The sequence below is a fragment of the Bradyrhizobium sp. 2S1 genome (assembly GCF_011516625.5).
Lineage (GTDB): Bacteria > Pseudomonadota > Alphaproteobacteria > Rhizobiales > Xanthobacteraceae > Bradyrhizobium > Bradyrhizobium septentrionale.
The window spans coordinates 10,191,068-10,216,549 of record NZ_CP147717.1; the positions used below are offsets into that span (position 1 = coordinate 10,191,068).

The 25,482-nt window shown below is 61.2% G+C and carries 20 protein-coding genes and 5 pseudogenes; 7 read left to right on the top strand and 18 right to left on the bottom strand.

Features of this window, described 5'->3' with window-relative positions; translation table 11 throughout:
- Positions 1–7: 7 nt before the first annotated feature.
- A complete protein-coding gene (locus HAP54_RS48415; RefSeq protein WP_166298263.1) occupies positions 8–1,072 on the bottom strand; it encodes an IS630 family transposase in 1,065 nt (354 codons plus the stop codon).
- 48 nt (positions 1,073–1,120) lie between these two features.
- Here HAP54_RS48415 and HAP54_RS48420 point away from each other — a divergent pair, with 48 nt between their 5' ends.
- The gene (locus HAP54_RS48420) at positions 1,121–2,287 is read left to right on the top strand and encodes a PepSY-associated TM helix domain-containing protein (RefSeq protein WP_414646240.1); all 1,167 of its coding nucleotides are present in this window, start codon (positions 1,121–1,123) and stop codon (positions 2,285–2,287) included.
- Between the two features lie 7 nt (positions 2,288–2,294).
- Here HAP54_RS48420 and HAP54_RS48425 read toward each other — a convergent pair whose 3' ends face one another.
- Together HAP54_RS48425 and HAP54_RS48430 are read right to left on the bottom strand one after the other, a co-directional pair.
- Complete coding sequence (locus HAP54_RS48425) at positions 2,295–2,822, bottom strand: DUF4269 domain-containing protein (RefSeq protein ID WP_166298265.1); 528 nt, start codon at positions 2,820–2,822, stop codon at positions 2,295–2,297.
- Positions 2,823–3,049: 227 nt separating this feature from the next.
- A complete protein-coding gene (locus tag HAP54_RS48430; protein WP_166298266.1) occupies positions 3,050–4,687 on the bottom strand; it encodes an isocitrate lyase in 1,638 nt (545 codons plus the stop codon).
- Positions 4,688–4,827: 140 nt separating this feature from the next.
- Here HAP54_RS48430 and HAP54_RS48435 point away from each other — a divergent pair, with 140 nt between their 5' ends.
- On the top strand, positions 4,828–6,267 hold the full coding sequence (locus HAP54_RS48435; RefSeq protein WP_166298267.1) for a helix-turn-helix domain-containing protein: 1,440 nt from the start codon (positions 4,828–4,830) through the stop codon (positions 6,265–6,267).
- A gap of 26 nt (positions 6,268–6,293) precedes the next feature.
- On the opposite strand, the gene HAP54_RS48440 is transcribed toward HAP54_RS48435, so the two are convergent.
- From HAP54_RS48440 to HAP54_RS48450, 3 genes are all read right to left on the bottom strand, one after another.
- Complete coding sequence (locus HAP54_RS48440; protein ID WP_166298268.1) at positions 6,294–6,734, bottom strand: hypothetical protein; 441 nt, start codon at positions 6,732–6,734, stop codon at positions 6,294–6,296.
- Between the two features lie 129 nt (positions 6,735–6,863).
- Positions 6,864–8,555 (bottom strand): hypothetical protein, encoded by a 1,692-nt coding sequence (locus HAP54_RS48445; protein ID WP_166298269.1) that lies wholly within the window; start codon positions 8,553–8,555, stop codon positions 6,864–6,866.
- Positions 8,556–8,796: 241 nt separating this feature from the next.
- Complete coding sequence (locus HAP54_RS48450; protein WP_249817866.1) at positions 8,797–9,072, bottom strand: BA14K family protein; 276 nt, start codon at positions 9,070–9,072, stop codon at positions 8,797–8,799.
- Here HAP54_RS48450 and HAP54_RS48455 point away from each other — a divergent pair.
- The gene (locus HAP54_RS48455) at positions 8,975–9,778 is read left to right on the top strand and encodes a tyrosine-type recombinase/integrase (RefSeq protein ID WP_312022764.1); all 804 of its coding nucleotides are present in this window, start codon (positions 8,975–8,977) and stop codon (positions 9,776–9,778) included. The genes HAP54_RS48450 and HAP54_RS48455 overlap by 98 nt on opposite strands.
- A 135-nt stretch (positions 9,779–9,913) precedes the next feature.
- Here HAP54_RS48455 and HAP54_RS48460 read toward each other — a convergent pair whose 3' ends face one another.
- The gene (locus tag HAP54_RS48460) at positions 9,914–11,257 is read right to left on the bottom strand and encodes an IS1380-like element ISBdi2 family transposase (RefSeq protein WP_166296351.1); all 1,344 of its coding nucleotides are present in this window, start codon (positions 11,255–11,257) and stop codon (positions 9,914–9,916) included.
- 513 nt (positions 11,258–11,770) lie between these two features.
- Positions 11,771–12,301 (bottom strand): annotated as a pseudogene (locus tag HAP54_RS48470) (DUF6161 domain-containing protein); the annotation flags it as partial.
- Between the two features lie 122 nt (positions 12,302–12,423).
- Between HAP54_RS48470 and istA the strand changes: the two are divergent.
- The 3 genes and pseudogenes from istA to HAP54_RS48485 all read left to right on the top strand — a co-directional run.
- Positions 12,424–13,914, top strand: a pseudogene (istA, locus tag HAP54_RS48475) (IS21 family transposase); the annotation flags it as partial.
- A gap of 8 nt (positions 13,915–13,922) precedes the next feature.
- Positions 13,923–14,786 carry an IS21-like element helper ATPase IstB gene (istB, locus tag HAP54_RS48480; RefSeq protein ID WP_166294386.1) on the top strand — a complete coding sequence of 288 codons (864 nt, stop codon included), beginning with the start codon at positions 13,923–13,925 and terminating at the stop codon, positions 14,784–14,786.
- Position 14,787: 1 nt separating this feature from the next.
- Positions 14,788–15,585, top strand: a pseudogene (locus tag HAP54_RS48485) (transposase); the annotation flags it as partial.
- Between the two features lie 190 nt (positions 15,586–15,775).
- Here HAP54_RS48485 and HAP54_RS48490 read toward each other — a convergent pair.
- The 4 genes from HAP54_RS48490 to HAP54_RS48505 form a co-directional block, all read right to left on the bottom strand.
- Positions 15,776–16,141, bottom strand: coding sequence for a hypothetical protein (locus HAP54_RS48490; protein ID WP_166298272.1), 366 nt, complete (start codon positions 16,139–16,141; stop codon positions 15,776–15,778).
- Between the two features lie 482 nt (positions 16,142–16,623).
- Positions 16,624–16,974, bottom strand: coding sequence for a DUF2200 domain-containing protein (locus HAP54_RS48495; protein ID WP_166298273.1), 351 nt, complete (start codon positions 16,972–16,974; stop codon positions 16,624–16,626).
- A 62-nt stretch (positions 16,975–17,036) separates the two neighbouring features.
- Positions 17,037–17,891, bottom strand: a complete 855-nt coding sequence (locus HAP54_RS48500) for a DUF2971 domain-containing protein (RefSeq protein WP_176422093.1) — start codon at positions 17,889–17,891, stop codon at positions 17,037–17,039.
- A 185-nt stretch (positions 17,892–18,076) separates the two neighbouring features.
- On the bottom strand, positions 18,077–18,706 hold the full coding sequence (locus HAP54_RS48505; protein WP_166298275.1) for a BRCT domain-containing protein: 630 nt from the start codon (positions 18,704–18,706) through the stop codon (positions 18,077–18,079).
- Between the two features lie 156 nt (positions 18,707–18,862).
- On the opposite strand from HAP54_RS48505, the pseudogene HAP54_RS48510 reads away from it, so the two are divergent.
- Positions 18,863–19,180: pseudogene (locus HAP54_RS48510) on the top strand (IS256 family transposase); the annotation flags it as partial.
- A 27-nt stretch (positions 19,181–19,207) separates the two neighbouring features.
- Here the strand turns inward: HAP54_RS48510 and opgC (HAP54_RS48515) are convergent.
- The 6 genes and pseudogenes from opgC (HAP54_RS48515) to HAP54_RS48540 all read right to left on the bottom strand — a co-directional run.
- A pseudogene (gene opgC / locus HAP54_RS48515) lies at positions 19,208–19,705 on the bottom strand (OpgC domain-containing protein); the annotation flags it as partial.
- Positions 19,600–20,001: an OpgC domain-containing protein gene (gene opgC / locus HAP54_RS48520; protein WP_312022763.1), complete on the bottom strand. Its 402-nt coding sequence runs from the start codon at positions 19,999–20,001 to the stop codon at positions 19,600–19,602. The gene opgC (HAP54_RS48520) and the pseudogene opgC (HAP54_RS48515), both read right to left, overlap by 106 nt.
- A gap of 111 nt (positions 20,002–20,112) precedes the next feature.
- Positions 20,113–20,949: a universal stress protein gene (locus tag HAP54_RS48525; RefSeq protein ID WP_166298276.1), complete on the bottom strand. Its 837-nt coding sequence runs from the start codon at positions 20,947–20,949 to the stop codon at positions 20,113–20,115.
- 237 nt (positions 20,950–21,186) lie between these two features.
- Positions 21,187–22,530 (bottom strand): IS1380-like element ISBdi2 family transposase, encoded by a 1,344-nt coding sequence (locus HAP54_RS48530; protein WP_166298277.1) that lies wholly within the window; start codon positions 22,528–22,530, stop codon positions 21,187–21,189.
- Positions 22,531–22,652: 122 nt separating this feature from the next.
- Positions 22,653–23,456, bottom strand: coding sequence for a DUF2971 domain-containing protein (locus HAP54_RS48535; RefSeq protein ID WP_166298278.1), 804 nt, complete (start codon positions 23,454–23,456; stop codon positions 22,653–22,655).
- Positions 23,457–23,740: 284 nt separating this feature from the next.
- On the bottom strand, positions 23,741–25,177 hold the full coding sequence (locus tag HAP54_RS48540) for an IS1182 family transposase (protein WP_166294431.1): 1,437 nt from the start codon (positions 25,175–25,177) through the stop codon (positions 23,741–23,743).
- Between the last annotated feature and the right edge of the window lie 305 nt (positions 25,178–25,482).

Consider the following 25,482-nt stretch of genomic DNA (forward strand, 5'->3'; position numbering starts at 1 on the left):
CCCAGAATCAGAGCTGAGTGATACGGCGGCCTTTGAAACGGCGTTGACGGACCTTTTTCTTGGTCCAGACGAAGGGCTCGGCTCTGTCGTTGTAGGCGTTGACGTAGGCATCGATGTGTTCCTGCAGCTGCTTGAGGCTTGTGAAGGAGGTGCCGCTAAGTGACTGCCCCTGCAAGATCGAGAACCAGACCTCAACCTGATTGAGCCAGGACGCGCTTGTCGGCGTGAAATGAAATTGCACGTTGGGGTGGGCCTTGAGCCAGTGCTCGTTTTTCTTGTGGGTGTTGAGGTTGTCGAGGATGACGTGAAGCTTTCGGCCCGGAAAGGCCGCGATAACGCCGTTCATGAAGTCGAGGAACTTGACGCGGCGACGGCGTTTTGAATGAGCCGCGATGATCTTTCCGGTGGCGACTTCGAGCGCCGCAAACAATGTCGTAGTGCCATGCCGCTTGTAATCGTGGCTCTGGCCGGTCAAGGCGCGGCCATTGGGCAACTTCAGATAACCCTGCGCTCGCTCTAAAGCTTGGATCGAGGGCTTCTCGTCCACGCATAGCACAATGGCCTTCGCGGGCGGGACGACGTAGAGGCCAACAACATCGGCGGCTTTGGCCGTAAAGTTCGGGTCGTTGCTCTCACACCAGGACTTACGAGCCGCGAGGTCAATCTTGTGGCTGCGCAGGAACCGCCAGACATATTGGACGTCAACATCGCCCAGCGCCCCGGCCAGCAGGGGCCCGGTCCAGCGTGCGAACCCGTCCGGCGGCGGCTTGTCCAGCAGCTTCAGAATCCGCTTGTCGGTGGCCTTCGTATAGATTGGCTGCTTGCCCGGTCGCGGCTTGTCTTGCAGCCCTTCAAGGCCTTGGTCGGCATAGCGATGCCGCCAAAGGCTGACAATCCGCGGCTGGACCCCAACTTCCTTGGCGATCGACCGAGTGCTGCGTCCATCCGCCGCCAACAGAACTATCCGCGCCCGCTTCAAATCGCGCTGCAACGTCACCGGGGAGCGGCAACACGCCTCAAGCACCTTGCGATCTTTCCTCGAAAGGTGGACTTCTCTTGCTTCGGGTATCATCCCGACCTTGAATCACGACTCACGCTTTAAGAACAGTAGGTACTAGCGCTGATCTGGGCCGTGGTCGGCATCACCGGGGCGACGATGGCTTTTGAGGATGAGATCCAGGCCAGCCTGAACAGCCACATCATGCGCGTCGACGCCAGCACGACGCGGCGGCTGACGCCGGATGAGCTGGTCGCACGGCTGCAGTCGGTCGGCGACTTCGGCAGGGCCTCCGCCGTGACGATGGCGAGCGACCCGTCAGCCGCCGCACGCATCCGCTTCGCGGGCAGCGAAGGCGGGTCGCGGCCGTCCTCGGTCTATGTCGACCCCTATGACGGACATCTGCTCGGGTCGCCGCGCGGCGAGGACTTTTTCGCCACCGTCCGCAAGCTGCATCGCTGGCTGCTGCTGCCCGGCGACGGCAATGGCATCGGCCGCAAGATCACCGGGTCCGCCGCGATCTGCCTGATCGTGATGCTGATATCAGGCCTCGTGCTGCGCTGGCCGCATCGTGCGCGCAGCGTGAAGATGTGGCTGAAGCCAAACCTCGGACTGCGCGGACGCGGCCTGCACCGCTCGCTGCACGCCGTGATCGGCACCTGGGTGCTGCCGGTCTATCTGGTGATGACGCTGACCGGCCTGTGGTACTCGTTCGAATGGTACAAGGCCGGCGCCAACTGGCTGCTGGCGCGACCCGCAACGGCGACGGCCGCGATGCAGCCCAAGCCGCCGCGCGGTGCTGCAGCCGACGGCAAGGCCGATACCAGGCCAAACCCAGGGAATGACAAGCGGGCCTCCGATCCGAACGGCGAGGTCAAGGCGCTTGCCTTCGACCGAGTCTGGACAGCATTCCTGGAGCAGGAAGGTGGTCAATACGCAAAGGCCCTACTCACGATGCCGGCCGGTGCGGGTACGGCGGTGCGCGTGCGGTCATGGCCGCAGGATTCGTCGCTCGAGAGCGTGCGTGACGAATTCCGCATCGATGCCGTCACCGGACGCATGATCTCGTCGGATCGCTACGCCGACAAGACGTTCGGCGAGCGCATCCTCGCCAGCGTGCTCGACATCCACCGCGGCGCCATCCTGGGATGGCCCGGCAAGCTCGCCTTCATGCTGGCCGCCACCATGATGCCGCTATTCACCGTGACCGGTCTCCTGCTCTATCTGTCGCGTCGCAGACACCGCCGCCTCGCGCGGCAGCCGGTCGGTCACCTCGTTCCGGGCGAATGAACCGCGATCAGCCGAGGCCGCACGTCGGGAGCCGGACGCGCAATTCGGCGTCCGTCTCGGCCGCGAGCTCGAGCAATCCGCGATAGGGATCGCCCGAGATCCCGAGCACGGCGGCAAAGGCAGGCTCAGTCTTGAGGCCATGTGCCCTCAACCTGCCGACGGCGCGCCGCAGCCGTCCGTCATCGAGCGCGAGCAGCCGCCGCTCGACCTCGAAATGGATCCAGCCCGGCTGCAGATCCACCGGACGCTGATCACCGAACAGTTCGAACGGCCAGCCATCCCACACAAAGCGAGCAATCACTGGCCGCGGTCCCGAAGTCCATCGGTAAAGGACGAAAACATCGGCCGATTGATAATGGGTCCAGACGATTTCCGCGAAAGCGTTCGGATCGGGCGCATGGCAGACGATATCGATGTCGCTTCCCGCCACGGCAAGGCCGAGCGGCAGCGTTCCGACGATGCGCGGATCGAACGGCCTGAGCAGTTCCATCACGGCAGAGTTGGTGACGGCGGATGCGTAGTGCCCGACACTCATCGCGTGGCATGCCCTCGAGATCGCGGCAATGCAAATACCACGCTCGCGCGGAATGCGAGAGCCTCAGCCAAGGGAGGAAGCCTGGAGGGATACGCCTTTGCAAAGCGTTGCGGGGCGATCTCGACCGCGTCACCGTGGTCGAAAATCGCCCCGTCGTCGGCGGACAGGGAGGGCTGCTCGCAAGCCAGCCCGTCCGGCCGATATTCGAGAATGATCCGGTCGAGCCGTTAGCTGAACTGGTTCATCGTGTTGTGGGCGCCGCCCGCCTTGAGGGCAGCCTCACCGGCGAAGTACTCCTTGTGATCGTCGCCGATGTCGGAGCCCGCCATGTTCTGATGCTTCGCGCAGGCGATGCCCTGACGGATTTCCGCACGCTGCACGTTCTTGACGTATCCAAGCATGCCCTGCTCGCCGAAATACTCCCTCGCGAGATTGTCGGTCGACAGCGCAGCCGTGTGATAGGTCGGCAGTGTGATCAGATGGTGGAAAATGCCGGCGCGCTTGGCTGAATCGGCCTGGAAGGTGCGGATACGTTCGTCCGCTTCGATCCCCAGCGGCGTGCCGTCGTATTCCGCCTTCATCAGTTCGGCGCGATTGTACTTGCTGACATCCTTGCCGGCTTCCTTCATCGCATCGTAAACCTGCCAGCGGAAGTTGAGGGTCCAGTTGAAGGACGGCGAGTTGTTGTACGCCAGCTTCGCGTTCGGAATGACCTTGCGAATGCGATCGACCATGCTGGCGATCTGCTCGATATGCGGCTTCTCGGTCTCGATCCACAGCAGATCGGCGCCGTTCTGCAGCGAGGTGATGCTGTCGAGCACGCAGCGATCCGCACCAGTACCGGGACGGAACTGGTAGAGATTGCTGGGCAACCGCTTCGGACGCATCATCTTGCCGTTCTGGTTGATGATGACGTCGCCATTGCGCGCATTGGCCGCCGTCACTTCCTCGCAATCAAGGAAGCTGTTGTACTGGTCGCCGAGGTCGCCGGGCTTGTGGCTCACGGCGATCTGCTGCGTCAGGCCGGCGCCGAGCGAGTCGGTGCGGGTCACGATGACGCCATCCTCGACGCCGAGTTCGAGGAACGCGTGGCGGCAGGCGCGGATCTTCGCGATGAACACCTCGTGCGGCACGGTCACCTTGCCGTCCTGGTGACCGCACTGCTTCTCGTCGGAAACCTGGTTCTCGATCTGCAGGGCGCAGGCACCCGCCTCGATCATCTTCTTGGCGAGCAGATAGGTCGCCTCGGCATTGCCGAAGCCGGCGTCGATGTCGGCGATCACAGGCACGACGTGGGTCTGGAAGTTGTCGATCCTCTCGATCAGCGCCTTTTCCTTCGCCTTGTCGCCTTCCTTGCGGGCGGCATCGAGCGCGCGGAAGATGTCGTTCAGCTCACGGGAATCCGCCTGGCGCAGGAAGGTGTAGAGCTCCTCGATCAGGGCCGGCACCGAGGTCTTCTCGTGCATCGACTGGTCGGGCAGCGGTCCGAACTCGGAGCGCAGCGCCGCGATCATCCAGCCGGAGAGGTACAGATAGCGGCGATCGGTATTGCCGAAGTGCTTCTTGACCGAGATCAGCTTCTGCTGGGCGATGAAGCCGTGCCAGCAGCCGAGCGACTGGGTGTACTTGGTGCTGTCGGCGTCATAGGCGGCCATGTCGGCGCGCATCAGCGCAGCCGTGTAGCGGGCGACGTCCAGACCAGTCTTGAAGCGGTTCTGCAAGCGCATGCGCGCCACGGCTTCGGCGGTCACGCCGTTCCAGGTGTCCTTGTCCTTGAGCAGCGCTTCGGCCGCCTCGATCTCGCTCTGATACGAAGCCGGTCCCTGGATGGCCCGGTCGCTGATCCCGCGCGGTTGGAAGTTCATGTCCGTGATCCCTTCGGTGACGAAATAACTGGTCTCTTTGTAAGCCCGGCCTCACCGGGAGCTAGACCTGGCGCGGAAAACTTGTCATAACTTACAAGAAACCGATGTATCGTTGTAAGAATATTACAATGGATTAGGCGATGGCAACGTCGAGCGCCCGTTCCGTCTTCATGGGACCACGATTGCGTCGGCTCCGGCGCGACCTGGGGCTGACCCAGGCCGACATGGCGGCCGATCTCGAAATCTCCGCCCCCTATGTTGCGCTTTTGGAGCGCAATCAGCGGCCGGTGACGGCGGACATGCTGCTTCGCCTGGCCCGCACCTACAAGATCGATCTGGCCGATCTCGCCGGCGATGGCGGCGCCGACCACACCGCGCGCATGCAGTCCGTCCTGAAGGAACCGATGTTTGCCGACATCGACATCCCCACGCTCGAAGTGAGCGACCTCGCGGTCAGTTATCCCGGAATGACGGAAGCGTTCCTGCGTCTCTACACCGCTTACCGCGAGGAGCAGCTGGCGTTGGCGGAGCGCAGCGCGCCGGACCTGGCAGGCGCCGCATCATTTCCGGGTCAGGAGAATTTTGACGCCAACGATCCGGTCGCGGAGGTCAGGCGCTTTCTCGCCGCACGCCGCAACAATTTCGCCAGCCTCGACGACGCAGCCGAGCGCCTCGTCCATGAACCGGCCGGACCTGCCGGATTTATCGAACGGCTTCGCCAGCGCCATAACCTCCAGGTTCGCTATCTGCCGCCCAACGTCATGCTCGGCTCGGTCAGGCGGCTGGACCTTCATCGCCGGCAATTGCTGATCGAGGACTCGCTCGATACCGCCGGCCTCAATTTTCAGTTGGCCAAGCAACTAGCCTATCTCGAACTGGAAGACGAGATCAGCGCCGCGGTGGAAGCCGGCAAGTTTACCTCCAAAAGCGCCGAGCTGCTGGCCCGCCGCGCGCTTGGAGCCTACGCTGCCGCCGCGCTCATCATGCCCTACTCGGTGTTTGCGAAGGCGGTCGAAACGCGCCGCTACGATCTGGAGGCGCTGGCGCGTCAATTCGGCACCAGCTTCGAGCAGACCGCGCACCGCATCACGACCTTGCAGCGGCCGGGGCTCGAGAAGGTTCCGTTCTTCCTGATCCGCGTCGATCCCGCCGGCAACATTTCCAAGCTGCTCGATGGCGCCGGCTTCCCGTTCGCGAAGCACGGCGGCGCGTGTCCGCTGTGGTCGGTCCACGGCATCTTCAAGACGCCACGCCAGATCGTCACGCAATGGCTGGAATTGCCCGATGGACAGCGGTTCTTTTCGATCGCCCGCACGGTGACCGCCGGCGGCGGCGCGTTCGGCGCAATCCGCGTCGAGCGCGCCATCGCGATCGGCTGCGCGGCCGAATATGCGGGCCAGCTGATCTACACCCGCGACGGACAGGGGCCGAACGCGGATGAGCCGACGCCGATCGGCGTCGCATGCCGTGTCTGCCATCGGCCGCGATGCGCGGCACGGTCGGCGCCGCCGATCGGACGCGAGATCCTTCCCGACGATTTCAGGACCTCGAGCGTCCCGTTCGGCTTCTCGGCGGATTGACGATACCCACGTCGCTCGGAAACGCGCTAGCTCCCGATCCTGAAATCGCTTGCCGTCACGGTCGCGGCGGTCGCTCCGTTCAGCCACACCGCCGTGTCGGCATCGACCTGAACCACGAAATAGGCGCCGTTCTGATACGAATGCGACAGGACGTCGGAGAAGGAGTGAAAGCCCGAGCCGTTCAACTGCACGGTGTCCTTGCCTTCGGTCCAGTCCTGCACGACGTCGATGCCGCCCTGGCTGATGTTGAACGTGTCGACGCCGGTGCCACTGCCCGGACCACCGCCGGCGCCGCCGAAGTAATAGTTCACGCCGGTGCCACCATCGAAATAGTCCCTGCCGGAATCGCCGATCATGACGTCGACGCCGCTGCCGCCGAAGAACTCGCTATCACCGGAACCGCCGTAGAAGTAGTTGTTGCCGCCCGCGGCGCCGTACATGAAGTTGGTGGCGCCTTCGCCGATCATCACCGAGCCGTTCGGGCCCGCGACGAAGACGTCTTCGCCGGCAGGCCCGCCGAAGGCCTCCGAACCCGCGGCGCTGGAAAGATAGAAATAGTCCAGCGATGTTGCGGTCCCGCGGCCGACCTCGAGGCTCTAGCCGCTGCCGCCGACATAGACGTCGTTGCCCGTGCCGCCATACATCGTCGAATTGCCGGAGCCGCCATAGAAGGTGTCGTTGCCGTTGCCGGCCTCGATGAGGTCGCTGGCCGATCCTGCATAGAAGACGTCGTTGGCGTTGCCACCGGCCTGCGTCCACGGCCCCCAGACGGTGCCGTCATTGGCGCGCACCCACACGATGTCGCTGGCTGAATCCGCGACATAGCTCAGCTGCGAAAGCTGCGCTGGCGTGACGGTGTTGTCCTGGTTTGCAGGCAGTGGTGTACCATTGAGCTCGAACTCACCGTCATTGGTCGCTGCATTCCAAACTTCGTATTCGGTGGCCGGGCTGCCGAACGGATCGCTGTAAGAGAACAGTGATGTTGCGGCGAAGGTTTCGCCGGACGTCCAGGCCAGGTTCGAGACCGTCACCACCGGCCCGGCATCGACCGGAGCCGAGACCTGAAAGATCGTCCAAGGGCTCCACTCCGAGCCATTAGAAGCCTCGACCCAGATCACATCGAGGCCGGAGCCGGATCGGTACGTGGTCTGCGCGAGCTGCGCCGGCGTCAGATAGAGATCGGTCTGGCTCGGCTGCGCAATTCCGTTCACGAGAATCTGCGCGCCGCCGCTGCCAGTGTCGTACACTACATATTCCGTGATCCCTGCGCCGGTCGGATCGCTGGCGCTGAACAGGCTCGACATCGCAAACGTCTCGCCGTGGGTCGCGGTCACATTGGAGGCGACGACTTGCGGTCCTGGAATGCCGACGAAGCCGTGCTGACCGGTGGAATCATTGTAGTCGCCATAGATCTCGCCGGCGGCGTTGACCCCGAGGATTTCGGTGTCGGTGGCGCCCGGGACATCGACGGTCGTGAATACCCCGCCCTGATCCAGGAAACCATCCAGATGGCCGCTTGCTTGGGCGTAATAGCCGGCGATCTCGCCGTTGTCGCCGACATAGGAAATGGAAGTGTAGGTCGAGCCGGGACCGGCTATCGTTGTGTAAGCACCGTTATTGTAGACGAACCCGTATTGGGCGTTGGAGCTGGTCTCATAGGTGCCCACCACCTCGCCGGAGGCGGTGACGCCGACTGCGCTGCTCGAATAGGATCCGGGCGGATAGAGCGCGGTGAAGGTGCCGTTGTTGTTGAAGAAGGCATGCGTCCCGCTGGCATCGGTGATCGCTCCGACGATGACGCCTGATGCATTGACGCCGAAGACCGACGTTGACGTTGCCAGGGGATCGTCGATCGTCTCGAACGAGCCGTTGTCGTCGAGGAATCCGTGAACGCCGGTGAACGTGCCGACATAGCTGCCGAATAGCTCGCCGGCTGCGGTGATGCCCGAGATAACGGTGGTGGCGGCAAAGGGAAAGTCGATCGTCGTCGTGACGCCGCCACTCTCGATAAAGCCGTGTTGTATGTTCGACCAGTCGGTGAAATCGCCATAAAGCTCGCCGGACGACGTGACACCGACAACATCCGTCTGGTTGCTTGATGCCGGGGGATCGTAGAGGGTGACCGAACCGTTATGGGCGGCGGTAATGCCGTGCCAATCGCCGTCCATATCGCCGACGTTACCGACCGCAAGCCCTGAGGCATCGACACCATCGACGCTGATATAGACAAAGCCGTTGCTGCCGTACCCGCCGGGAATATCGATCTTGTAGAAGTTGTAGTTTGTCATTGTCGTACGCTCGGAGCAGTTGCCGATGCAGGTGTGTTGGCATCGGCACGCGAGCGGTTCGATTCATTACGATCTTTACATCTAGGGCGACCCCGCAGGCGAACTCGGCGTGACTGTCAGTGTCTGGTTGGTTTCGTGACTTGTCCGACGGGGATTGACGCCCATGGCAAGGGCCGATCGGCCAACGTAAAGTGCGCGCGAGCCCCGGCAATCACCCTGGCAATCAAAAGGGTTGCGGTTGTCACACCGCAGCCCCACAGCGGATACAGCCGCGGCTATATCCGAAACACTTGCTGGCAGGATACCGCCGGCCTTCCTTTGCCGCGAACGTGTTCGACGCTGGATCGTACGAGCGATAGCGTTGCGCGCAAGACGCCGCGTGCTGCTGGGCCGCAGCGGCTTCCTGCTGCGCGGCGGCGTTGGCTGCACCGGCCGCGATGACGCCGCCGATGAGGCCACTTCGACTTGAAGCGATCCATGATGAGCTGTCGCGACCGGAGACCCTGCTTCCGATCAGCGAAGTTGCACTGAAGTGGGGCTTTACCCACATGGGCCGCTTTGCGGCGTCGTACCGGTCCGCATTTGGCCAGTATCCATCCGATACGGTCCGGCGAGCACGAGGGTTCTGCGGCTGGAAGCGCTTCGGTTGCGCCCGGCAGTTCCTGAAGTTGAGCACTACTCGCCGCGAGGTATTCGTGCTTTGTTTGGACCACTTGTTGCCGAGACCGTCCAAACTGGCGCGCGGCCACCATGCGGCAATGCCTTACGAGGAGGTCGCCACCTTCATCGCCGATCTGCGGCAGCGGGAGGCAAAGGCAGCGCTCGCACTGGAGTTTTGCATTCTCACCGCCGCTCGTTCGGGCGAAGTTTTAGGAATGCAGTGGTCGGAAATCAACTTCGACACGAAAACCTGGACGGTGCCGGCGGACCGTATGAAGGCAGGCCGGGAGCATCGCGTCCCCCTGTCCTCGCGAGCCATCGCAATCCTGCGCCAGATCGAGAAGCTCAAGACCGGCGAATTTGTTTTACCCGGGCTGGTCCGCAATAAGCCGATGTCCAACATGGCGATGGAAATGGTATTGCGGCGGATGAAGGTCGAGGACGCGACCGTTCACGGCTTCCGTTCCAGCTTTCGGGACTGGGCGGGAAATGTCACAGGCTTTGCGCGGGAGGTTGTCGAGACCGCCCTAGCCCGTCCTATTCGTGAGAGTGCGTTTTTTTAGTCCGATTGATGTGGCCGCACATCTGCTCTGACGAGGCGCGCGGGATTGCCTTCGGCTTTTCACCGCCTGACGACCCGTACTTTGCAACGCGCTTGAGGGATGGGTTGGGCGAACGGGGGGCGGACGCCCCGCCGGTCAAGGACCGAGCGGCAGCAGCGCGCCTGGCAAGCCGCGGATCAGGTCGGCTTCGGGACATGCCGCGGCAAACGCAAGGCGAATGCGGCTCGTGGTCTCGACGACACGGGCAGCGAGTTTCAAGAGACGAAGACGCAGCGTCGCGAACTCGGCTGTGGCCAATTCCCGGGCTTTGGGAATCGCGTCGCGCACGGTCAGCATCAGCCAATAAGCGGCGGTGTGGAGAACGAGGCGGACTTGATTGGCGAGCGCCGAACGGCAGCTGGTGCGATCGGAGGCGAGCTGTGTCTTATGCAGCTTGATCAGATTCTCGGCTTGGCCGCGCGCGCAATACAGGCTGTCGTAGATCCACTCGGCCGAGCCGACATCGAGGCTGGTGACGACGAAACGGATGTCGAGGCCGAGCATCGTCGCCTCAATACGGGCGACGGTACGCCGTTCGCGATCCCAGGACTTGGCCTTGTGGCGCGTCTCGGTATAGCCACGCAGAACCGGCAGGTTCTCGATGGCGCGTCGCGTGCGGATGTCGTCGGCGGCCTCGTCGACTTTTCTGGCGAGCGGCTTGGTGCCGGACAGACCGAAGATGTAGTCGATGCCGTTGGTCTCGCACCACGTCATGGCCTCCGGCCGAGCATAGTGCCCGTCGCCACGGAACGTAATTCGCGTGTTGTGCCACCGCGTCCGGATATGCCGTATCAGGCGGCGCAGATGGGCACGCACCTCGACGCCGCCCGGCGTCTTGCCGGGCCGCAGCACGACCGCCACGGGCCGGCTCTTCTCCGTGTCGTAGACGTGGATCGGCAGGAAGCAGCGTTCGTCATAATGAGCGTTGAACAGCGAGAGCTGCTGATGGCCGTGGACGACATCGCAGGTATCATCGATGTCGAGCGTGACGGATGCCGGCTCGCGCGGGTAGCTATCCATCCATGCGTCGACCAAAGTGTAGGTCAGTCGGATCACGTCGCGCAGGCGCGGAGCATTCTCCAGCCGCGACAGCGTCGGTTGGGAACACAGATCGCGACCCGTGTCCGGCAGCCGTCCGCAGGCCAGCTTGAATGCGGGATCGGACCGCAGATGATCGAGGTCGTCGGCGTCCTCGTAGCCGCAGCAGATCGCGAACATGCGCGCGCGGAACATATCGACAAGGCTGTGCACGACCCGCGTCGGATCGCGCCGATCCGGGAACACCCGGGCCAAATTGTCGGCCAAGCCGAGACGCCGCTCGGCCATCGCCAGAAGCATCACGCCCCCGTTCGAGGTCAGCCGACCGCCATCGAAGGCAGCTGTGACTTTCTTGGCGTGAACGGCTGGAAACGAGAAGGGCAGAATCGTATCATCGGTCATGGCGGGCCTGGTGTTCGCGGCTGAAGGTGATGGGGTTGGCTTTGCAACCGAATCCTACGCCGCATCAGCGCTTTACACCACGCTCGCCAGCCTCTCAGGCGCACTCTGACGAATAAGACGGGCTAGCGCATGTAATCGGTGACAAGGCTGAGCAAGCGTATCGGCGAAGCGACGCTCTGGAAAAGCGACGCAAACTGATGGAAGCGTGGGCAGCCTATTGCGAGCGCAGGGCCGCAACTAACGTTGTGTCGATCGGCGAGCGAAGGGGTTAGGACTTCCAGCGGTGGTCAAAAAGGCTCACACGCGAAAGAAATTAACGCGTCGTTAGCCCGTCTTATTCGCAAGAGTGCGTCTGAGGGGCTGGCGAGCGTGGTGTAAAGCGCTGATGCGGCGAATACAGCCTGAAATGGCTAGGGAATTGGACGACCGGCGCCGGAAGCAGGACGACCTGCCCGGCCGGCCCGAGGCCATCCGGAGGCTGGTGGAGCTGGGACTAAAGACCAAGAAGTGAGGCTACGGCCTCCGGAGAAGGTTTTGGATCAAGGCGCCAAACTCCGGTGCCGCGTCGTCCTTCACTATCCCGTCGGAGCCGGGCCTGAAAAGTGCACCCAGAACTACCGCGCGATCTTTTTCCTCGACGGACTGGCCTTTCAACATGGCTAAAAAAGTCATGATCATTGTGCGTCGCTCGTCTGCGTCGGACGCGAGATGGTACGACCCCAAGTAGATGCGCAGTAGAATGCGGCCAGCCCAGAAGACAGCCGTCGTCATCAAAAGCGCAAAGGCGGTTGATTTGAACAGCGCAGCATACGGAATTGCGCCGCCCTCTACAGGTAAATGGGACGCGGCCACCGAGTACAAACAAAAGAGAGCGCCGGCCGAGGCGAGCGAATAGCCGCCAAGAATCCAGCCGGCGTTGCGATATTTTTTTTGGTACTTTTCGGATCTTTCCTCCCAATATTTCACCGGAGCTTGAAGTTGCATCTGCGCTGCGTAGGCTGCGGATGTGCCCTCCAATTCAGCCTTCAGTTTGTCGAACGCCTCTCGCTGTGTGTCATTCGGCCTGCAATATTGACCCCCTAAGCCGGGGGATCGGCGTCCAAAATTGACCCCCTACAGATTGATCTGTTGCGCTGCCTGCTTTGGAACGAAGCAGGTGGTGGGGGATGCTGATCGTGGAGACAATTGCCCGGATCCGGCGCGAGCACTTCATCAAGGGCAAGACGATCAAGGAGATCGCCCGTGACCTGAAGGTGTCGCGGAACACGGTCCGGAAGGTGCTGAGGTCGGGAGAGACCTCCTTCGAGTACGAGCGGCAGGTGCAGCCGCGGCCAAAGCTGGGACGATGGGCAGTAGAGCTTGACGGATTGCTGGCGGCGAACGCGGCCAAATCGGCTCGTGAACAGCTGACGTTGATCCGGATCTTCGAAGAGCTGCGCGGCCGCGGCTACGACGGCGGTTACGATGCCGTGCGGCGTTACGCCAGGCGGTGGAGCAAAGAACGCGGGCAATCGACCGCGGCGGCTTATGTCCCGCTGAGCTTTGCCCCAGGCGAAGCCTACCAGTTCGACTGGAGCCACGAGGTGGTCTTGCTGAGCGGGACCACGGTGATGGTGAAGGCCGCCCATGTCCGGCTCTGTCACAGCCGCATGCTGTTCGTGCGGGCCTATCCGCGGGAGACGCAGGAGATGGTGTTCGACGCCCACGACCGGGCGTTCGCTCTGTTCAAAGGCACCTGCACCCGCGGCATCTACGACAACATGAAGACCGCCGTAGAGACGATCTTCGTCGGTAAAGGGCGTCTCTACAATCGCCGCTTCCTGCAGATGTGCAGCCACTATCTGGTCGATCCGGTCGCCTGCACGCCGGCGTCGGGCTGGGAGAAGGGGCAGGTCGAGAACCAGGTCGGGCTGGTCCGGGAGCGCTTCTTCACGCCGCGGCTGCGGTTCAAAAACCTCGACGAGTTAAACGCCTGGCTGCTCGACAAATGCATCGCCTACGCCAAGGCTCATCGCCACCCGGAGCTGGTCGATCAGACGATCTGGGAAGTGTTCGAAGCCGAGCGTCCCAAGCTCGTTCCCTATGCCGGCCGCTTCGACGGCTTCCATGCGGTGACGGCATCGGTCTCGAAGACCTGCCTGGTGCGCTTCGACAACAACAAGTACTCGGTCGCAGCCAGCGCAGTCGGACGGCCGGTCGAAGTCCAGGCTTATGCCGACCGCATCGTGATCCGTCAGGATGGACGCATCGTTGCCGAGCACCCGCGATCCTTTGGCCGCGGCGAGACGACCTATGATCCCTGGCACTATGTGCCGGTGCTGGCTCGCAAACCCGGTGCCTTGCGCAACGGCGCTCCCTTCAAAGACTGGGTGCTGCCGGCCGCGATCGAGCGGATCCGGCGCAAGCTTGCCAGCACCGACGATGGCAATCGGCAGATGGTCGACATCCTCACCGCGGTGCTGACTGACGGTCTGTCCGCGGTGGAAGCGGCCTGTGCCGAAGCGCTCGGTCATGGCGTCCATTCCGCCGATGTCGTGCTCAACATCCTGGCCCGTCAACGTGAACCCGCCCCACCGGCCAACATCATGACGCCGGCCGCACTGACGCTCCGTCATGCACCGATCGCCGATTGTGCCCGCTACGACAACCTCCGGAGGACCATCTGATGGAACGAACCCAAATCTTCGACCTCATGGGCGAGCTCAAGCTCTACGGCATGAAGGCTGCCTTCGACGAGATCATGGCAACTGCCGTCAAGCGCCAGCACGAACCTCAGCGCATTGTCGGCGACCTGCTTAACGCCGAGATCAACGAGAAGCAGGCCCGCTCGATCAAATACCAGCTGACCATTGCCAAGCTGCCGCTTGCCAAGGACATCGCCGACTTCCAGTTCGACGGCACGCCGATCAATCAGACTCTCGTCAATGATCTCGCCAGCGGCGGCTTCATCGCCCAGCAACGCAATGTCGTGCTGGTTGGCGGCACCGGCACAGGCAAGACCCACCTGGCCATTGCCATCGCCAGAAGCTGCATCCGATCCGGTGCCCGCGGCCGCTTCTTCAACGTAGTCGACCTCGTCAATCGCCTCGAGACCGAGACCCGCAACGGACGGCAAGGACGGCTCGCCGAGCATCTGACCCGGATGGACTTCATCGTGCTGGATGAACTCGGCTATTTGCCCTTCGCCCAGTCCGGTGGCCAGCTCCTCTTCCACCTCGTCAGCCGGCTCTATGAGCGCGCCTCCGTCATCGTGACGACCAATCTCGCCTTCGGCGAATGGCCGAGCGTGTTCGGCGACGCCAAAATGACCACAGCGCTGCTCGACCGATTGACCCATCACTGCGACATTGTCGAGACCGGCAACGATAGCTGGCGGTTCAAGAGCCGAGACGACGATCACGCCACCCGCGCTCGTCTCGCCTCCGCTATCCCGGCCAGCTCCGACGAGACGAGCGCTACCAGCAAAGCCCGCCGCACGAAGGGGTCAAAATTGGACGCCGATGAGGGGTCAAATTTGCAGGCCGATTGACAGGCAATCCTATTCTCGGATCGCCAAGGCCACCGCGATGATGGCGGGACGCTACGCCCATGCCAAACAGTTCAAGCGGCACCAGCGGCAGTTGCGCATCCTGCGCAGCCGCCTGGGCCGGATCATCCGCGACATCCGCCGCAAGATCGAAGGCCAGGATGCGCTCGAAGAGGCGTTCGCACTCCCGTTGAGCCGGGCCACGCAGATCCGCTCGCAGCAGCAGCGCCAGCGCGGCTGGAAGCTGTATTCCTTCGATGCCCCCGAGGTGGAGTGCATCGGCAAGGGCAAGGCCGGCGCGCCTTACGAGTTCGGCGTGAAGGCTTCCATCGTCACCAACAACCGGCCTGCTCCCGGCGGCCAGTTCGTGCTGCACGCCAAGGCGCTGCCCGATAACCCTTACGACGGTCACACCCTGCGGGACGTCATCGACCGAACCGAGACACTCACCGGCTGCGCGATCGAGCGCGCCTTTGTCGACAAGGGATACCGCGGCCATGACGCACAGAACCCGCGCCGCGTCTTCATCTCCGGCCAGAAGCGCGGCGTCTTCGGCACTATCAAGCGCCAGCTGCGGCGCCGCTCCGCTATCGAGCCCGTGATCGGCCATTTGAAGGCTGACGGACACCTCGGCCGCTGCTACCTCAAAGGCCGCGCCGGCGATGCCGCCAACGTCATCCTCTCCGCCGTCGGTTACAACTTCCGCCGCATCCTCGCCTGGCTAAGGGCTCTTTGGTACCTCTTCCTGGCTGCCTTCTTCTCAGTCACCAGCAACCGCACACCACTCAAATCGGCTTCTTAACCGACGACTAAGGATCGCACCTTTAGCTACCTCGCCTTCCGAGGTTAGCTGGCTGATACGTGCCGGCGTAAGGTCCAAGTACGCCGCGAGTTCGGCGCCAGTAACGTTGCGCTCCGGCGCCGAGGTGGCAGCCGGGGTCTCAAGGGTGGTGGGCTGGCGAGGCTTTAGCCTCGGCTTTGCCATGTCGAAGTCACTTCCTCTCCAGAAGGCCAGCGCGAACCAGTTCGGCGCCGAGGTCCTTACAGGTGCCGTCCTTGTCCTGGGCCACCTTCATTATCGTCAGTTCCGCGGCGACCTTAGTCACCTTAGAAATCTCTGGGATAAGGTCACCCGCGCGATACGAGGCGCCGAACTGTTCTTTGATGGCTTCTCGCACCGCTCTCACCACCTTGGGGTGGTTGGCGCCGGACCCCTCTGCCAGCTCGTAGCCGCTGCAGAGCGTCTTGATAACGACTGCAAAAGCCAACTTGGAGGCGAACTCGGTATCAGCGCTGGCGCGCGCCGGTGTGGCGACGAGTGTGGAAGCTAAAACGGCCGTGATGACTGCGCACTTCATGACTTAGGTTCCGTCGTTTGCGTCACATCTGTTTTTTTTGTCGTGGGCTTTCTCAGCTTGGTTGTATCAGCGCCGCAAAATTTGTTGACAAATCCCGGCCTGCAAGGGTTTTCGCGGTCCGCTGCTACAAGTCTGTTCAATGTTGAGGCTGAGATCAACCCATTTCACGAGTACGCGGCGTGGCGGATCCTTATCCTTTCTGCACAAGTGGCCGCCAAACGCCTCGGCGGACTGGGTTACGATCGCCAGCTTGCCGCAACTGAGGCCGCGCTTCGTGAGAAGCATCGTCGGTGGAAGGAGCAGCAATCCTAGCACGCGCCGAGCCACATCCGAGCGCGCTCCACAGCCGCATAGGACGATTGTGCTACAGCGCGTGTGGAGGATAACATCGAGCTATCCAACGAATGATTGGGGCAAAATAATTGATTGGGCAAGGAAACGAGTTCAGGCCAGTGACGACAATGCTTGGCCCCAAGACAACGTCATTGTCTGAGAATTTTCTCCATGGCCTTTCCACGCGCCAGTTCGTCGATCAACTTGTCCAGGTAGCGGCTCTCTTGCATCGTCGGCTCTTTGATGTCTTCGACGCGCACGCCGCAAATCACGCCCTTGATCTGCGCGCGCGACGGATTGAGCCGAGGCGCCTCTGCAAAGAACGTCTCGAAATCGGTTTTCCGTTCGAGCTGAGCCTCAAAGTCCTTTTGACCATAGCCCGTCAGCCACGCGATGATCTGATCGACCTCGGCCTTTGTCCGCCCCTTTTTCTCGGCCTTGGCAACGTAGAGCGGGTAAACGCTGGCGAAGCTCGTTGTGTAGATCCGGTGTTTTGCCATGGTGCCGAGCTCTTAAAGATAGCCGGTCACTCGACAGGCAAGCATATCAGGCGCAACGGCCTTCAGTCCGCGACATACGGTATCGCCGATTGTTTGATTGCAAGGCGCATCTGATGGGTGGCCAGGAGTGCCTCCACCGCCCAGACCTGCTGCGGCGCGAGGGCCGGACCGAGGATGATTTCCTCGATGCCACAGTTGTTGGGATGCGAGGTCGAATTGGGGATGATGATTTTATTGAACTGACCGAACTGACATGACCGGTAGGGAACAAGCCCGGCAGGCGCGACGCGCGTTTTCAGCCCGGGCGGCCAGGATACATCGGCCCAGACCAAACGGGATTCGCACTCTTCACGGAAATGCTCGTTCTTGAGCGCGAGCGCTGTTTTCAGCGCATGCGGCCACCATCTCTTAACCTGGGCGCGGGCGCCTTCCGGCTCGTCGGTGCCTTCCAACAGACGTGCGACGAGCTGGGCGACAGCCTCGTCGGCGGCCGCGTGCTGCTGTTCGGTGTCGTAGATCACGGGCGTGATGTCGAAGCGTTGCTCCTCGGCGTTCTGCCGCAGCCAGTCGGCGTCGAAGCCGATCGAGAAACCCTGTCCGCGATTGTAGCCGCGCCATTGCGACAGCAGATCGCCGTTCGAGGTGAGGGACCCGACGAACGCATGGACGCTTTCGCTGTGTTCCCGAAACCGCGTTATCCTTTCCCAGGCGAGCGACGATATCTGCTTGATCTTCGTGCCGCGGCGCTCGATGGCCGCGAGCACAATATCCCAGCCGTGCCGAAACTCGGACGTGTCGTTGAGAAAACGGTAGTGCGACGTCCACAGGGATTTGCTGGCAACGATGCCGTAGAGACCCGCGGCGGAGGTGTAGTGGTACAAAATCATGGGGCGGCTTTCGCGATGAAGTTCAGACAAGAACTATTCCTGGCTGCTTGCGATCGACCTCGACAAGCCGAGTATCGATATTGCGTGTTATCAAGCCGCTCGACACAAATCTGGCGACCACGCGCGCAAGCAGCGCCATGTGGTCTTGCAGAGCGCTCTCGGATGACGATGCATCCACATAAGCGTCTCCTTCGCAACTACAAAAAGTGGCGCGATCATGTCCGCGGAAGGTAACCCTTCCAGTGAGCCTCTGAGACGATGCTAATCGGCAATCCGCTGTCGCGCCATTCGCAAGCCTTCATTATCTTGTTCCCGAAGGATGAGTGCTTCCAGGAGTCGGTCGCATAGATGCCGACTACAAGAACGTTTGTCTTTTGCGTCAGGATGCCGACCTCCGCACCCAGGCTTTCGACCGCGTGCTCACATTCTTTCCGGCGACCAAAATTGAAGGTCCCTGTGAAGCAATATCGCCGGCCGGGGAACGTCAGCGCCGGCACAGGATCGTTCAAAGGTAGCGAGGTCGATTTGAGGATCTCTCCTAGGCCGCCGATGTCGCGATCTGAAAATTGATTTAAAGTGTCGAGCAACTCCGCCTTCTCGTTGTCATCGACTACTCCGTCACCGAGCATTTCAGTGATGCGCTTGTAGAGCACCCGCACAACCGGCTGATCGCTAATGTGGAGGTTGGCAGCAAGCCACTTCTGCAGAAATTCCACTTCCGCGACGTTGATCTGGTCGTCTGCCACGAGGCCGCGCGCAATGCCGATCAACTCGTCGATCTGCCTGGAGCCAATTCGGTCACCCCCGACGCGCTTGTAGAACTCTTCATCTTTCCCAGACGTCATGAAAAAAGCTCCAAGAGTCCGCATCAGACCACAACCCAAGAGCGAACGCAAGGTTCAGCCAATCTCCTTGGTGAAATTAATGACCTCGCCCCGGTCGAGCCGAGTATTGACCCAGCCGACTTTTCCGCACGCAGTCCGGAAGATCGGCGAGTGGCCCGCGTAGCGGCGAGCATCCTCGAAGGCCTCGACGAAATCCTGACTGTCGTCCGGTTGAAGCTGCCGAAGGAGCTTCGTCGATCGCTCGCCTGTACCAACATCGCCGAGAACATGATGGGCACCATTCGCCGCGTCACGCGCAACGTCAAACGCTGCCGGAATGCCGGTATGGCCTTGCGATGGGTCGCGGCCGGCATGATCGAGGCCAACAAGGGCTTTCGACGATTGAAGGCGCATAAGCAATTGTCGGTTCTGCGTGCGGCCCTTCAAGCTCACCACGATCGCATGACGATCAAGGGTGACGACAAGGCTGAATAAGACGAGACTCGTGGCAAGCGGAACCGTGACTGGCGACCGCGAGATAGCTGCGAGCAGGGCGGCCCCCGGAGCTGCGGAGTAAGCGCCGATCACAAACAATATCTGCCAAGCCAACGGATTGAAGTATGCTTCACGGGCCGGCCACGCCGGCAAATTCCAGCTATAGAGCTGCACCATCATGTAGAGCAGAAAGGACGCGGTGAGCGCGATCGCTGCATTGCGAATCATAAGCCATAGCACGAGCGGAAACCCGAAATGCAGCATGACGAACAGCGGCAAGATGTCTGTATTCACAGGCGTGTATTGCAGCGCCAAGAGATGGATGAGGGCAATTCCCGGATTGTCAAAAAAGACGCTGGTGTTGGTCTCGTCGCGATAGACGCTACTTCCCGCGACCCAGACCAGGGCGAGATAGGCGATCACCAGCAGCAGAAATGCAGCCCAGATTTCCAAGCTTCGCCGCAGGCTGCGGACGATGACGGTTGGCCATCCCTGCCAACGCAATGCGCCGCCGTAGGCAAGCATGCAAGTATAGCCAGAGATGAAGACAAAAATCTCTCTGAAGTGTCGGACAATCCGTAGTTGCGAATGGTCAACCAGTCGAACCCGTTGCCGGGAATGTGGTCGATGAAAATGAACCAGAGTGCGAGCCCGCGACAGGCGTCGAGACGCAAGTCACGACGATCGCCATCAAGATAAGCGACGGGATCGCATTCGTGCGAGGATCCTTGTTCAAGTCGTTCGTCCCCGCATCTAGACGTCGCTCGCGCACCTGCACGTCGATGTCTCTCATACAATAGGTTTTGGAAAGGCCCCTGCATGGAACACCGGAGCTTTCATAGGAGCCACTTTCGATGAATTGACGCCCATGGGCTTAAGGACAACCTTTGACGCGGCGCATCCGGCCTAGCCGGTTGTCAGTCTCCTGCCGTTCAGTGGGAAAACAGCACGGGAATCGGTGGTTTCGTCAGGATGCTTCGGGTTGCGCCTCCCAATATGAACTCACGGAAACGCGAGTGGCCATAGGCGCCCATGACGAGGAGATCCGCTCTGCTGGACTCGATCTGTGCTGCGAGGACGTCGCCGATGGTCCGTTTGGCGGCATTCACCTCCTCGACGATCACATCGATTCCATGCCTCGACAGGTTCTTGGCGAGCTCGGATGATGAGCGGCGGCTTGAAATCGCTTTCTCGTTGGTCACCGTAAGAATGCACACCTCACGCGCCTTCTCCAGGATCGGGATGGCATCGGAGACCGCGCGAGCAGCAGCGCGGCTGAAGTCCCACGCGACGAGCACCCTATTCAGGGCGACCGCCTTGGACGACGGGGCTTCCGGGACCACCAGGGTTGGTCGCCCGGAGCCGAAGATGATGGCTTCGGCATACCATTGATCGTAGGATTCTGGCACCGGCACGATGGTGAGGTCGCGCAACCGCGCATATTCCACCAGCAGGTCCGGTACTTCAGACGTCAGACAACGCTCGAGAATAATCTCATGCAGCACGTCGGATTTCTGAGCGGCCGCCTCAAACGCGGCCAGCAGGTCCTGCGCGTTCTTTCTGCTTCTGTGCGCCTCGCTGGCCACGATCGACCCGATATTGCCAGCGCCGCCCAGGAAGCTGCCCGGTATCTGCACGTGAGCTTCATATGAGATCGCCGCGATGTGGGCGCCGAGAGCTGAGGCCAGCGACACGGCGCTATCAATCACTGAAACTGGTGTCGGATCCGGATAGCTGGTGAGCGTGAGCAAAACGTCTCTAATGGCCATCTTTGTCTCCGGGGCTGTAATTTCTTCTTCGAAAGTAGCCACGAAAGGTCCGAAACACTTGATCTAGCTAGCCCGTCCTATTCGTGAGAGTGCTTTTTTTAGTCCGATTGATGTGGCCGCACATCTGCTCTGACGAGGCGCGCGGGATTGCCTTCGGCTTTTCACCGCCTGACGACCCGTACTTTGCAACGCGCTTGAGGGATGGGTTGGGCGAACGGGGGGCGGACGCCCCGCCGGTCAAGGACCGAGCGGCAGCAGCGCGCCTGGCAAGCCGCGGATCAGGTCGGCTTCGGGACATGCCGCGGCAAACGCAAGGCGAATGCGGCTCGTGGTCTCGACGACACGGGCAGCGAGTTTCAAGAGACGAAGACGCAGCGTCGCGAACTCGGCTGTGGCCAATTCCCGGGCTTTGGGAATCGCGTCGCGCACGGTCAGCATCAGCCAATAAGCGGCGGTGTGGAGAACGAGGCGGACTTGATTGGCGAGCGCCGAACGGCAGCTGGTGCGATCGGAGGCGAGCTGTGTCTTATGCAGCTTGATCAGATTCTCGGCTTGGCCGCGCGCGCAATACAGGCTGTCGTAGATCCACTCGGCCGAGCCGACATCGAGGCTGGTGACGACGAAACGGATGTCGAGGCCGAGCATCGTCGCCTCAATACGGGCGACGGTACGCCGTTCGCGATCCCAGGACTTGGCCTTGTGGCGCGTCTCGGTATAGCCACGCAGAACCGGCAGGTTCTCGATGGCGCGTCGCGTGCGGATGTCGTCGGCGGCCTCGTCGACTTTTCTGGCGAGCGGCTTGGTGCCGGACAGACCGAAGATGTAGTCGATGCCGTTGGTCTCGCACCACGTCATGGCCTCCGGCCGAGCATAGTGCCCGTCGCCACGGAACGTAATTCGCGTGTTGTGCCACCGCGTCCGGATATGCCGTATTAGGCGGCGCAGATGGGCACGCACCTCGACGCCGCCCGGCGTCTTGCCGGGCCGCAGCACGACCGCCACGGGCCGGCTCTTCTCCGTGTCGTAGACGTGGATCGGCAGGAAGCAGCGTTCGTCATAATGAGCGTTGAACAGCGAGAGCTGCTGATGGCCGTGGACGACATCGCAGGTATCATCGATGTCGAGCGTGACGGATGCCGGCTCGCGCGGGTAGCTATCCATCCATGCGTCGACCAAAGTGTAGGTCAGTCGGATCACGTCGCGCAGGCGCGGAGCATTCTCCAGCCGCGACAGCGTCGGTTGGGAACACAGATCGCGACCCGTGTCCGGCAGCCGTCCGCAGGCCAGCTTGAATGCCGGATCGGACCGCAGATGATCGAGGTCGTCGGCGTCCTCGTAGCCGCAGCAGATCGCGAACATGCGCGCGCGGAACATATCGACAAGGCTGTGCGCGACCCGCGTCGGATCGCGCCGATCCGGGAACACCCGGGCCAAATTGTCGGCCAAGCCGAGACGCCGCTCGGCCATCGCCAGAAGCATCACGCCCCCGTTCGAGGTCAGCCGACCGCCATCGAAGGCAGCTGTGACTTTCTTGGCGTGAACGGCTGGAAACGAGAAGGGCAGAATCGTATCATCGGTCATGGCGGGCCTGGTGTTCGCGGCTGAAGGTGATGGGGTTGGCTTTGCAACCGAATCCTACGCCGCATCAGCGCTTTACACCACGCTCGCCAGCCTCTCAGGCGCACTCTGACGAATAAGACGGGCTAATCCGCGACATAGGGAATCGAGGATCGACGGATTGCCAGTCGCATGCTTTGGGAAGCCAGTAACGCTTCAACGGCGATGACCTGCTGTTGTCCGAGTGCAGGACCTACGATTATCTCTTCGACGCCAAAGTTATTGGGATGAGGAAGTGCACTTTTCGTTGTTGCCAAGTCAAACTGAAACGCTTGGTATGGAATAAGTCCAGTCGATGAAATTCGCGTTTTCAGGCGCACCGGCCAACTGTGACCAGCCCAGACAAGGCGGAATTCTTTCTCTTCCGAAAAGTGACGATCCTTCAAGCGGAGAGCGGTCTTCACTGCCTGTACCTGCCATGTGTTGATTCTTTCAAGAACAGTTGTTGGTTCAACCAACTGCTGGATGAGGAGGTCTACCGTTGTGTCAGCGGCCGCTCGCTGCTCGTCAGCGTCGTAGAGTACACGACTTATGTCGAATTTTTGTACAACGGCGTTTTGTTCGAGCCAGTCCTCGTTAAAGCCAATCGCAAAGCCTTGTCCGCGATTGTAGCCGCGCCATTGCGAAAGAAGATCCCCCTGCGACGTCAGTGAACCGACAAACACGTACGCCTTGTCGCGATTTCGCATAAAAAGCTCATACGTCTGCCAGGCGAATGATGAGCGGTCCTTGATTTCCGCTTCGCGACGGTCGAACGCATCCACCACGATTTTCCAACCGTACCGGAACTCCGAAGTGTCATTCAGAAACTGGTAGTTGGAGGTCCAAAGCGATTTGCTCGCTATTATGCCCTGCAGGCCAGCGGCGGTGGTGTAATGGTACAAGGTCATTGGGGGCTCTCTGGACGATACCTTAGGCGAAAATTGGCGCCGACGTTCACAAATATGCTCCGTGTCCTATCTATCCCTCCAGACACCCATAAGTTCGACTGAAAAATGAGATTTGCACAATTCTGTTCAATGTGGCCGCTGGTGGCCCAGGCCGTGTGAAAATCGTGTAACTTGCGGCGCACTGGTGCATTTCGCGGCCGCCGAGCTTCTAATTCGGTGGAAGCGAGCCCAGTGGCAACCAGGAACTTCATGTAGGCGCGGACTTGGTCGCGCGGAGGTCGGCCTCACGCCCGCATCGCCTCCAGCAATCCGCCTACGCCCAGGATCATCATCACGCGTTTCATGTTGTAGGCGAGCACGTTGAGCGCCATCTCGGCGGCCACCTTTGGCAGCTTTTTCGTGAGAAAGTGCGTTGCTCCCATCCAACACTTCAACGTGCCGAACGGATGCTCCACTGTCCGGCGGCGGACACCCATTGCATTGGCGCTGTGGTCGAGCCGATCCTGAACTTTCTCCAGAACGGCCTCGTGCTCCCAGCGTGAGATGCGGCGCTCGGGCCCTGTCGTGCACTGAGCTTTTAGCGCGCAGGTTTTGCAGGTGCTTGTCCAATAGCGACGCAGTGTCTTTCCATCCTCTACGTTCGTATAGTGATAAGTTAGTTGCTCGCCGGCGGGACAGCGATAAACATCTTCGGCGGCGACATAGACGAAGTCCTGTTTGCCGAAGCGGCCAGCAGCTTTGGCGCCCGAAGTCATCGGCTTCGGCAACGTCACCGTTATGTCGGCTTCCTCGCAGGCCCTGATCTCCTCTCCATCGTAATAGCCGCGGTCTGCCACGACTTCGAGGGTTTCGACAGCCATCTCGTCGCGTGCCTGCCCGGCCATTTTGGCGAGTTGGTGGCGATCGGTGCCCACGTTGGTCACCTCGTGAGCCACGATGAGATGATGTTGCGTATCAACTGCAATCTGCACGTTATAGCCAACAATCCCGGTGTCCTTGCCACTGGTCGCCATCGAGCGCGCGTCAGGATCGGTCAGCGAGATCTGCTTGTCCTCTTTCTTCATCATCTCCGCATTGATCGCATTGAGCCGACCGGTCTCCTCCTTGAGCTTCTCGATCTTGCCCTTCAACCTCGCAACTTTCGCCTCTGGCACTGTATCGCCATGCCGATCGGCGGTCTCGAGCTGCGAGAGATAGCGGGCGATGCTCTCGTCGATCCGCTCGAGGCGCCGCTTCATCTTCGCCTCGGTGAAGTTCTTGTCTCGCGCATTGACAGCCTTGAACTTCGATCCATCGATGGCGACGCTCGCTCCAACAAGCAGATCAAGCTTGCGGCACAGCGCGACGAACTCGCGGCAGACCTCACGAATGGCCTTGCCATTGTCCTTGCGGAAATCCGCGATAGTCTTGAAGTCCGGCGCCAACTGCCCGGTCAGCCAGATCATCTCGATATTGCGCTGGCATTCCCGCTCCAGGCGTCGGCTCGACGGCACGCGATTGAGGTAGCCGTAGATGTAGAGCTTGAGCATCATGCCGGGATGGTAGCCGGGTCGCCCCATGTCGAGTGGCTGGACGCCAACGAAGCCGAGCTTATCCAGATCGAGCCCCTCGACGAACACATCAACCGCACGCACCGGATTGTCCTCGGCCACGTAGTCGTCGAGCAGTGCGGGAAACAACGTGCTCTGCCCGCGATCAACCCCCTCCACGAATCCCGCCATCGCCCGTCCCCACCGATTCATTGGAGAATAATAGCAGAGACGGAGTTTTCACACGGCCTGGGCCCTGAGCCGACATGATCAGGCGCGTCTCTATTGTCAGCTTACGACGGCAGTGCAGCCGTTATTCGCGGGCGATTAGCCGTATCTGTCATCAAACGAACTGACGTTGCCACGCTGTGCAAAGTTCAGCGAATTCGGCCGGATGTGCTTCTCGGACCTTTGCGCAGAAGTAAGCATCCTCGCCGTGGGCTTCATGCTCTCTGCCGGTCGCGCATCGAAGTGTCGCGCGTACTAGTTAGTACCGG

Coding starts and splice junctions, on each gene's coding strand:
- opgC (WP_312022763.1), bottom strand. CDS start 20,001: ATGCAGGGGCCTTTCCAAAACCTATTGTATGAGAGACATCGACGTGCA.
- HAP54_RS48525 (WP_166298276.1), bottom strand. CDS start 20,949: ATGGCCATTAGAGACGTTTTGCTCACGCTCACCAGCTATCCGGATCCG.
- HAP54_RS48415 (WP_166298263.1), bottom strand. CDS start 1,072: ATGATACCCGAAGCAAGAGAAGTCCACCTTTCGAGGAAAGATCGCAAG.
- HAP54_RS48460 (WP_166296351.1), bottom strand. CDS start 11,257: ATGACCGATGATACGATTCTGCCCTTCTCGTTTCCAGCCGTTCACGCC.
- HAP54_RS48535 (WP_166298278.1), bottom strand. CDS start 23,456: ATGACCTTGTACCATTACACCACCGCCGCTGGCCTGCAGGGCATAATA.
- HAP54_RS48505 (WP_166298275.1), bottom strand. CDS start 18,706: ATGACGTCTGGGAAAGATGAAGAGTTCTACAAGCGCGTCGGGGGTGAC.
- HAP54_RS48490 (WP_166298272.1), bottom strand. CDS start 16,141: ATGAAGTGCGCAGTCATCACGGCCGTTTTAGCTTCCACACTCGTCGCC.
- HAP54_RS48530 (WP_166298277.1), bottom strand. CDS start 22,530: ATGACCGATGATACGATTCTGCCCTTCTCGTTTCCAGCCGTTCACGCC.
- istB (WP_166294386.1), top strand. CDS start 13,923: ATGGAACGAACCCAAATCTTCGACCTCATGGGCGAGCTCAAGCTCTAC.
- HAP54_RS48540 (WP_166294431.1), bottom strand. CDS start 25,177: ATGGCGGGATTCGTGGAGGGGGTTGATCGCGGGCAGAGCACGTTGTTT.
- HAP54_RS48445 (WP_166298269.1), bottom strand. CDS start 8,555: ATGACAAACTACAACTTCTACAAGATCGATATTCCCGGCGGGTACGGC.
- HAP54_RS48430 (WP_166298266.1), bottom strand. CDS start 4,687: ATGAACTTCCAACCGCGCGGGATCAGCGACCGGGCCATCCAGGGACCG.
- HAP54_RS48440 (WP_166298268.1), bottom strand. CDS start 6,734: ATGATCGGCGAAGGCGCCACCAACTTCATGTACGGCGCCGCGGGCGGC.
- HAP54_RS48495 (WP_166298273.1), bottom strand. CDS start 16,974: ATGGCAAAACACCGGATCTACACAACGAGCTTCGCCAGCGTTTACCCG.
- HAP54_RS48435 (WP_166298267.1), top strand. CDS start 4,828: ATGGCAACGTCGAGCGCCCGTTCCGTCTTCATGGGACCACGATTGCGT.
- HAP54_RS48425 (WP_166298265.1), bottom strand. CDS start 2,822: ATGAGTGTCGGGCACTACGCATCCGCCGTCACCAACTCTGCCGTGATG.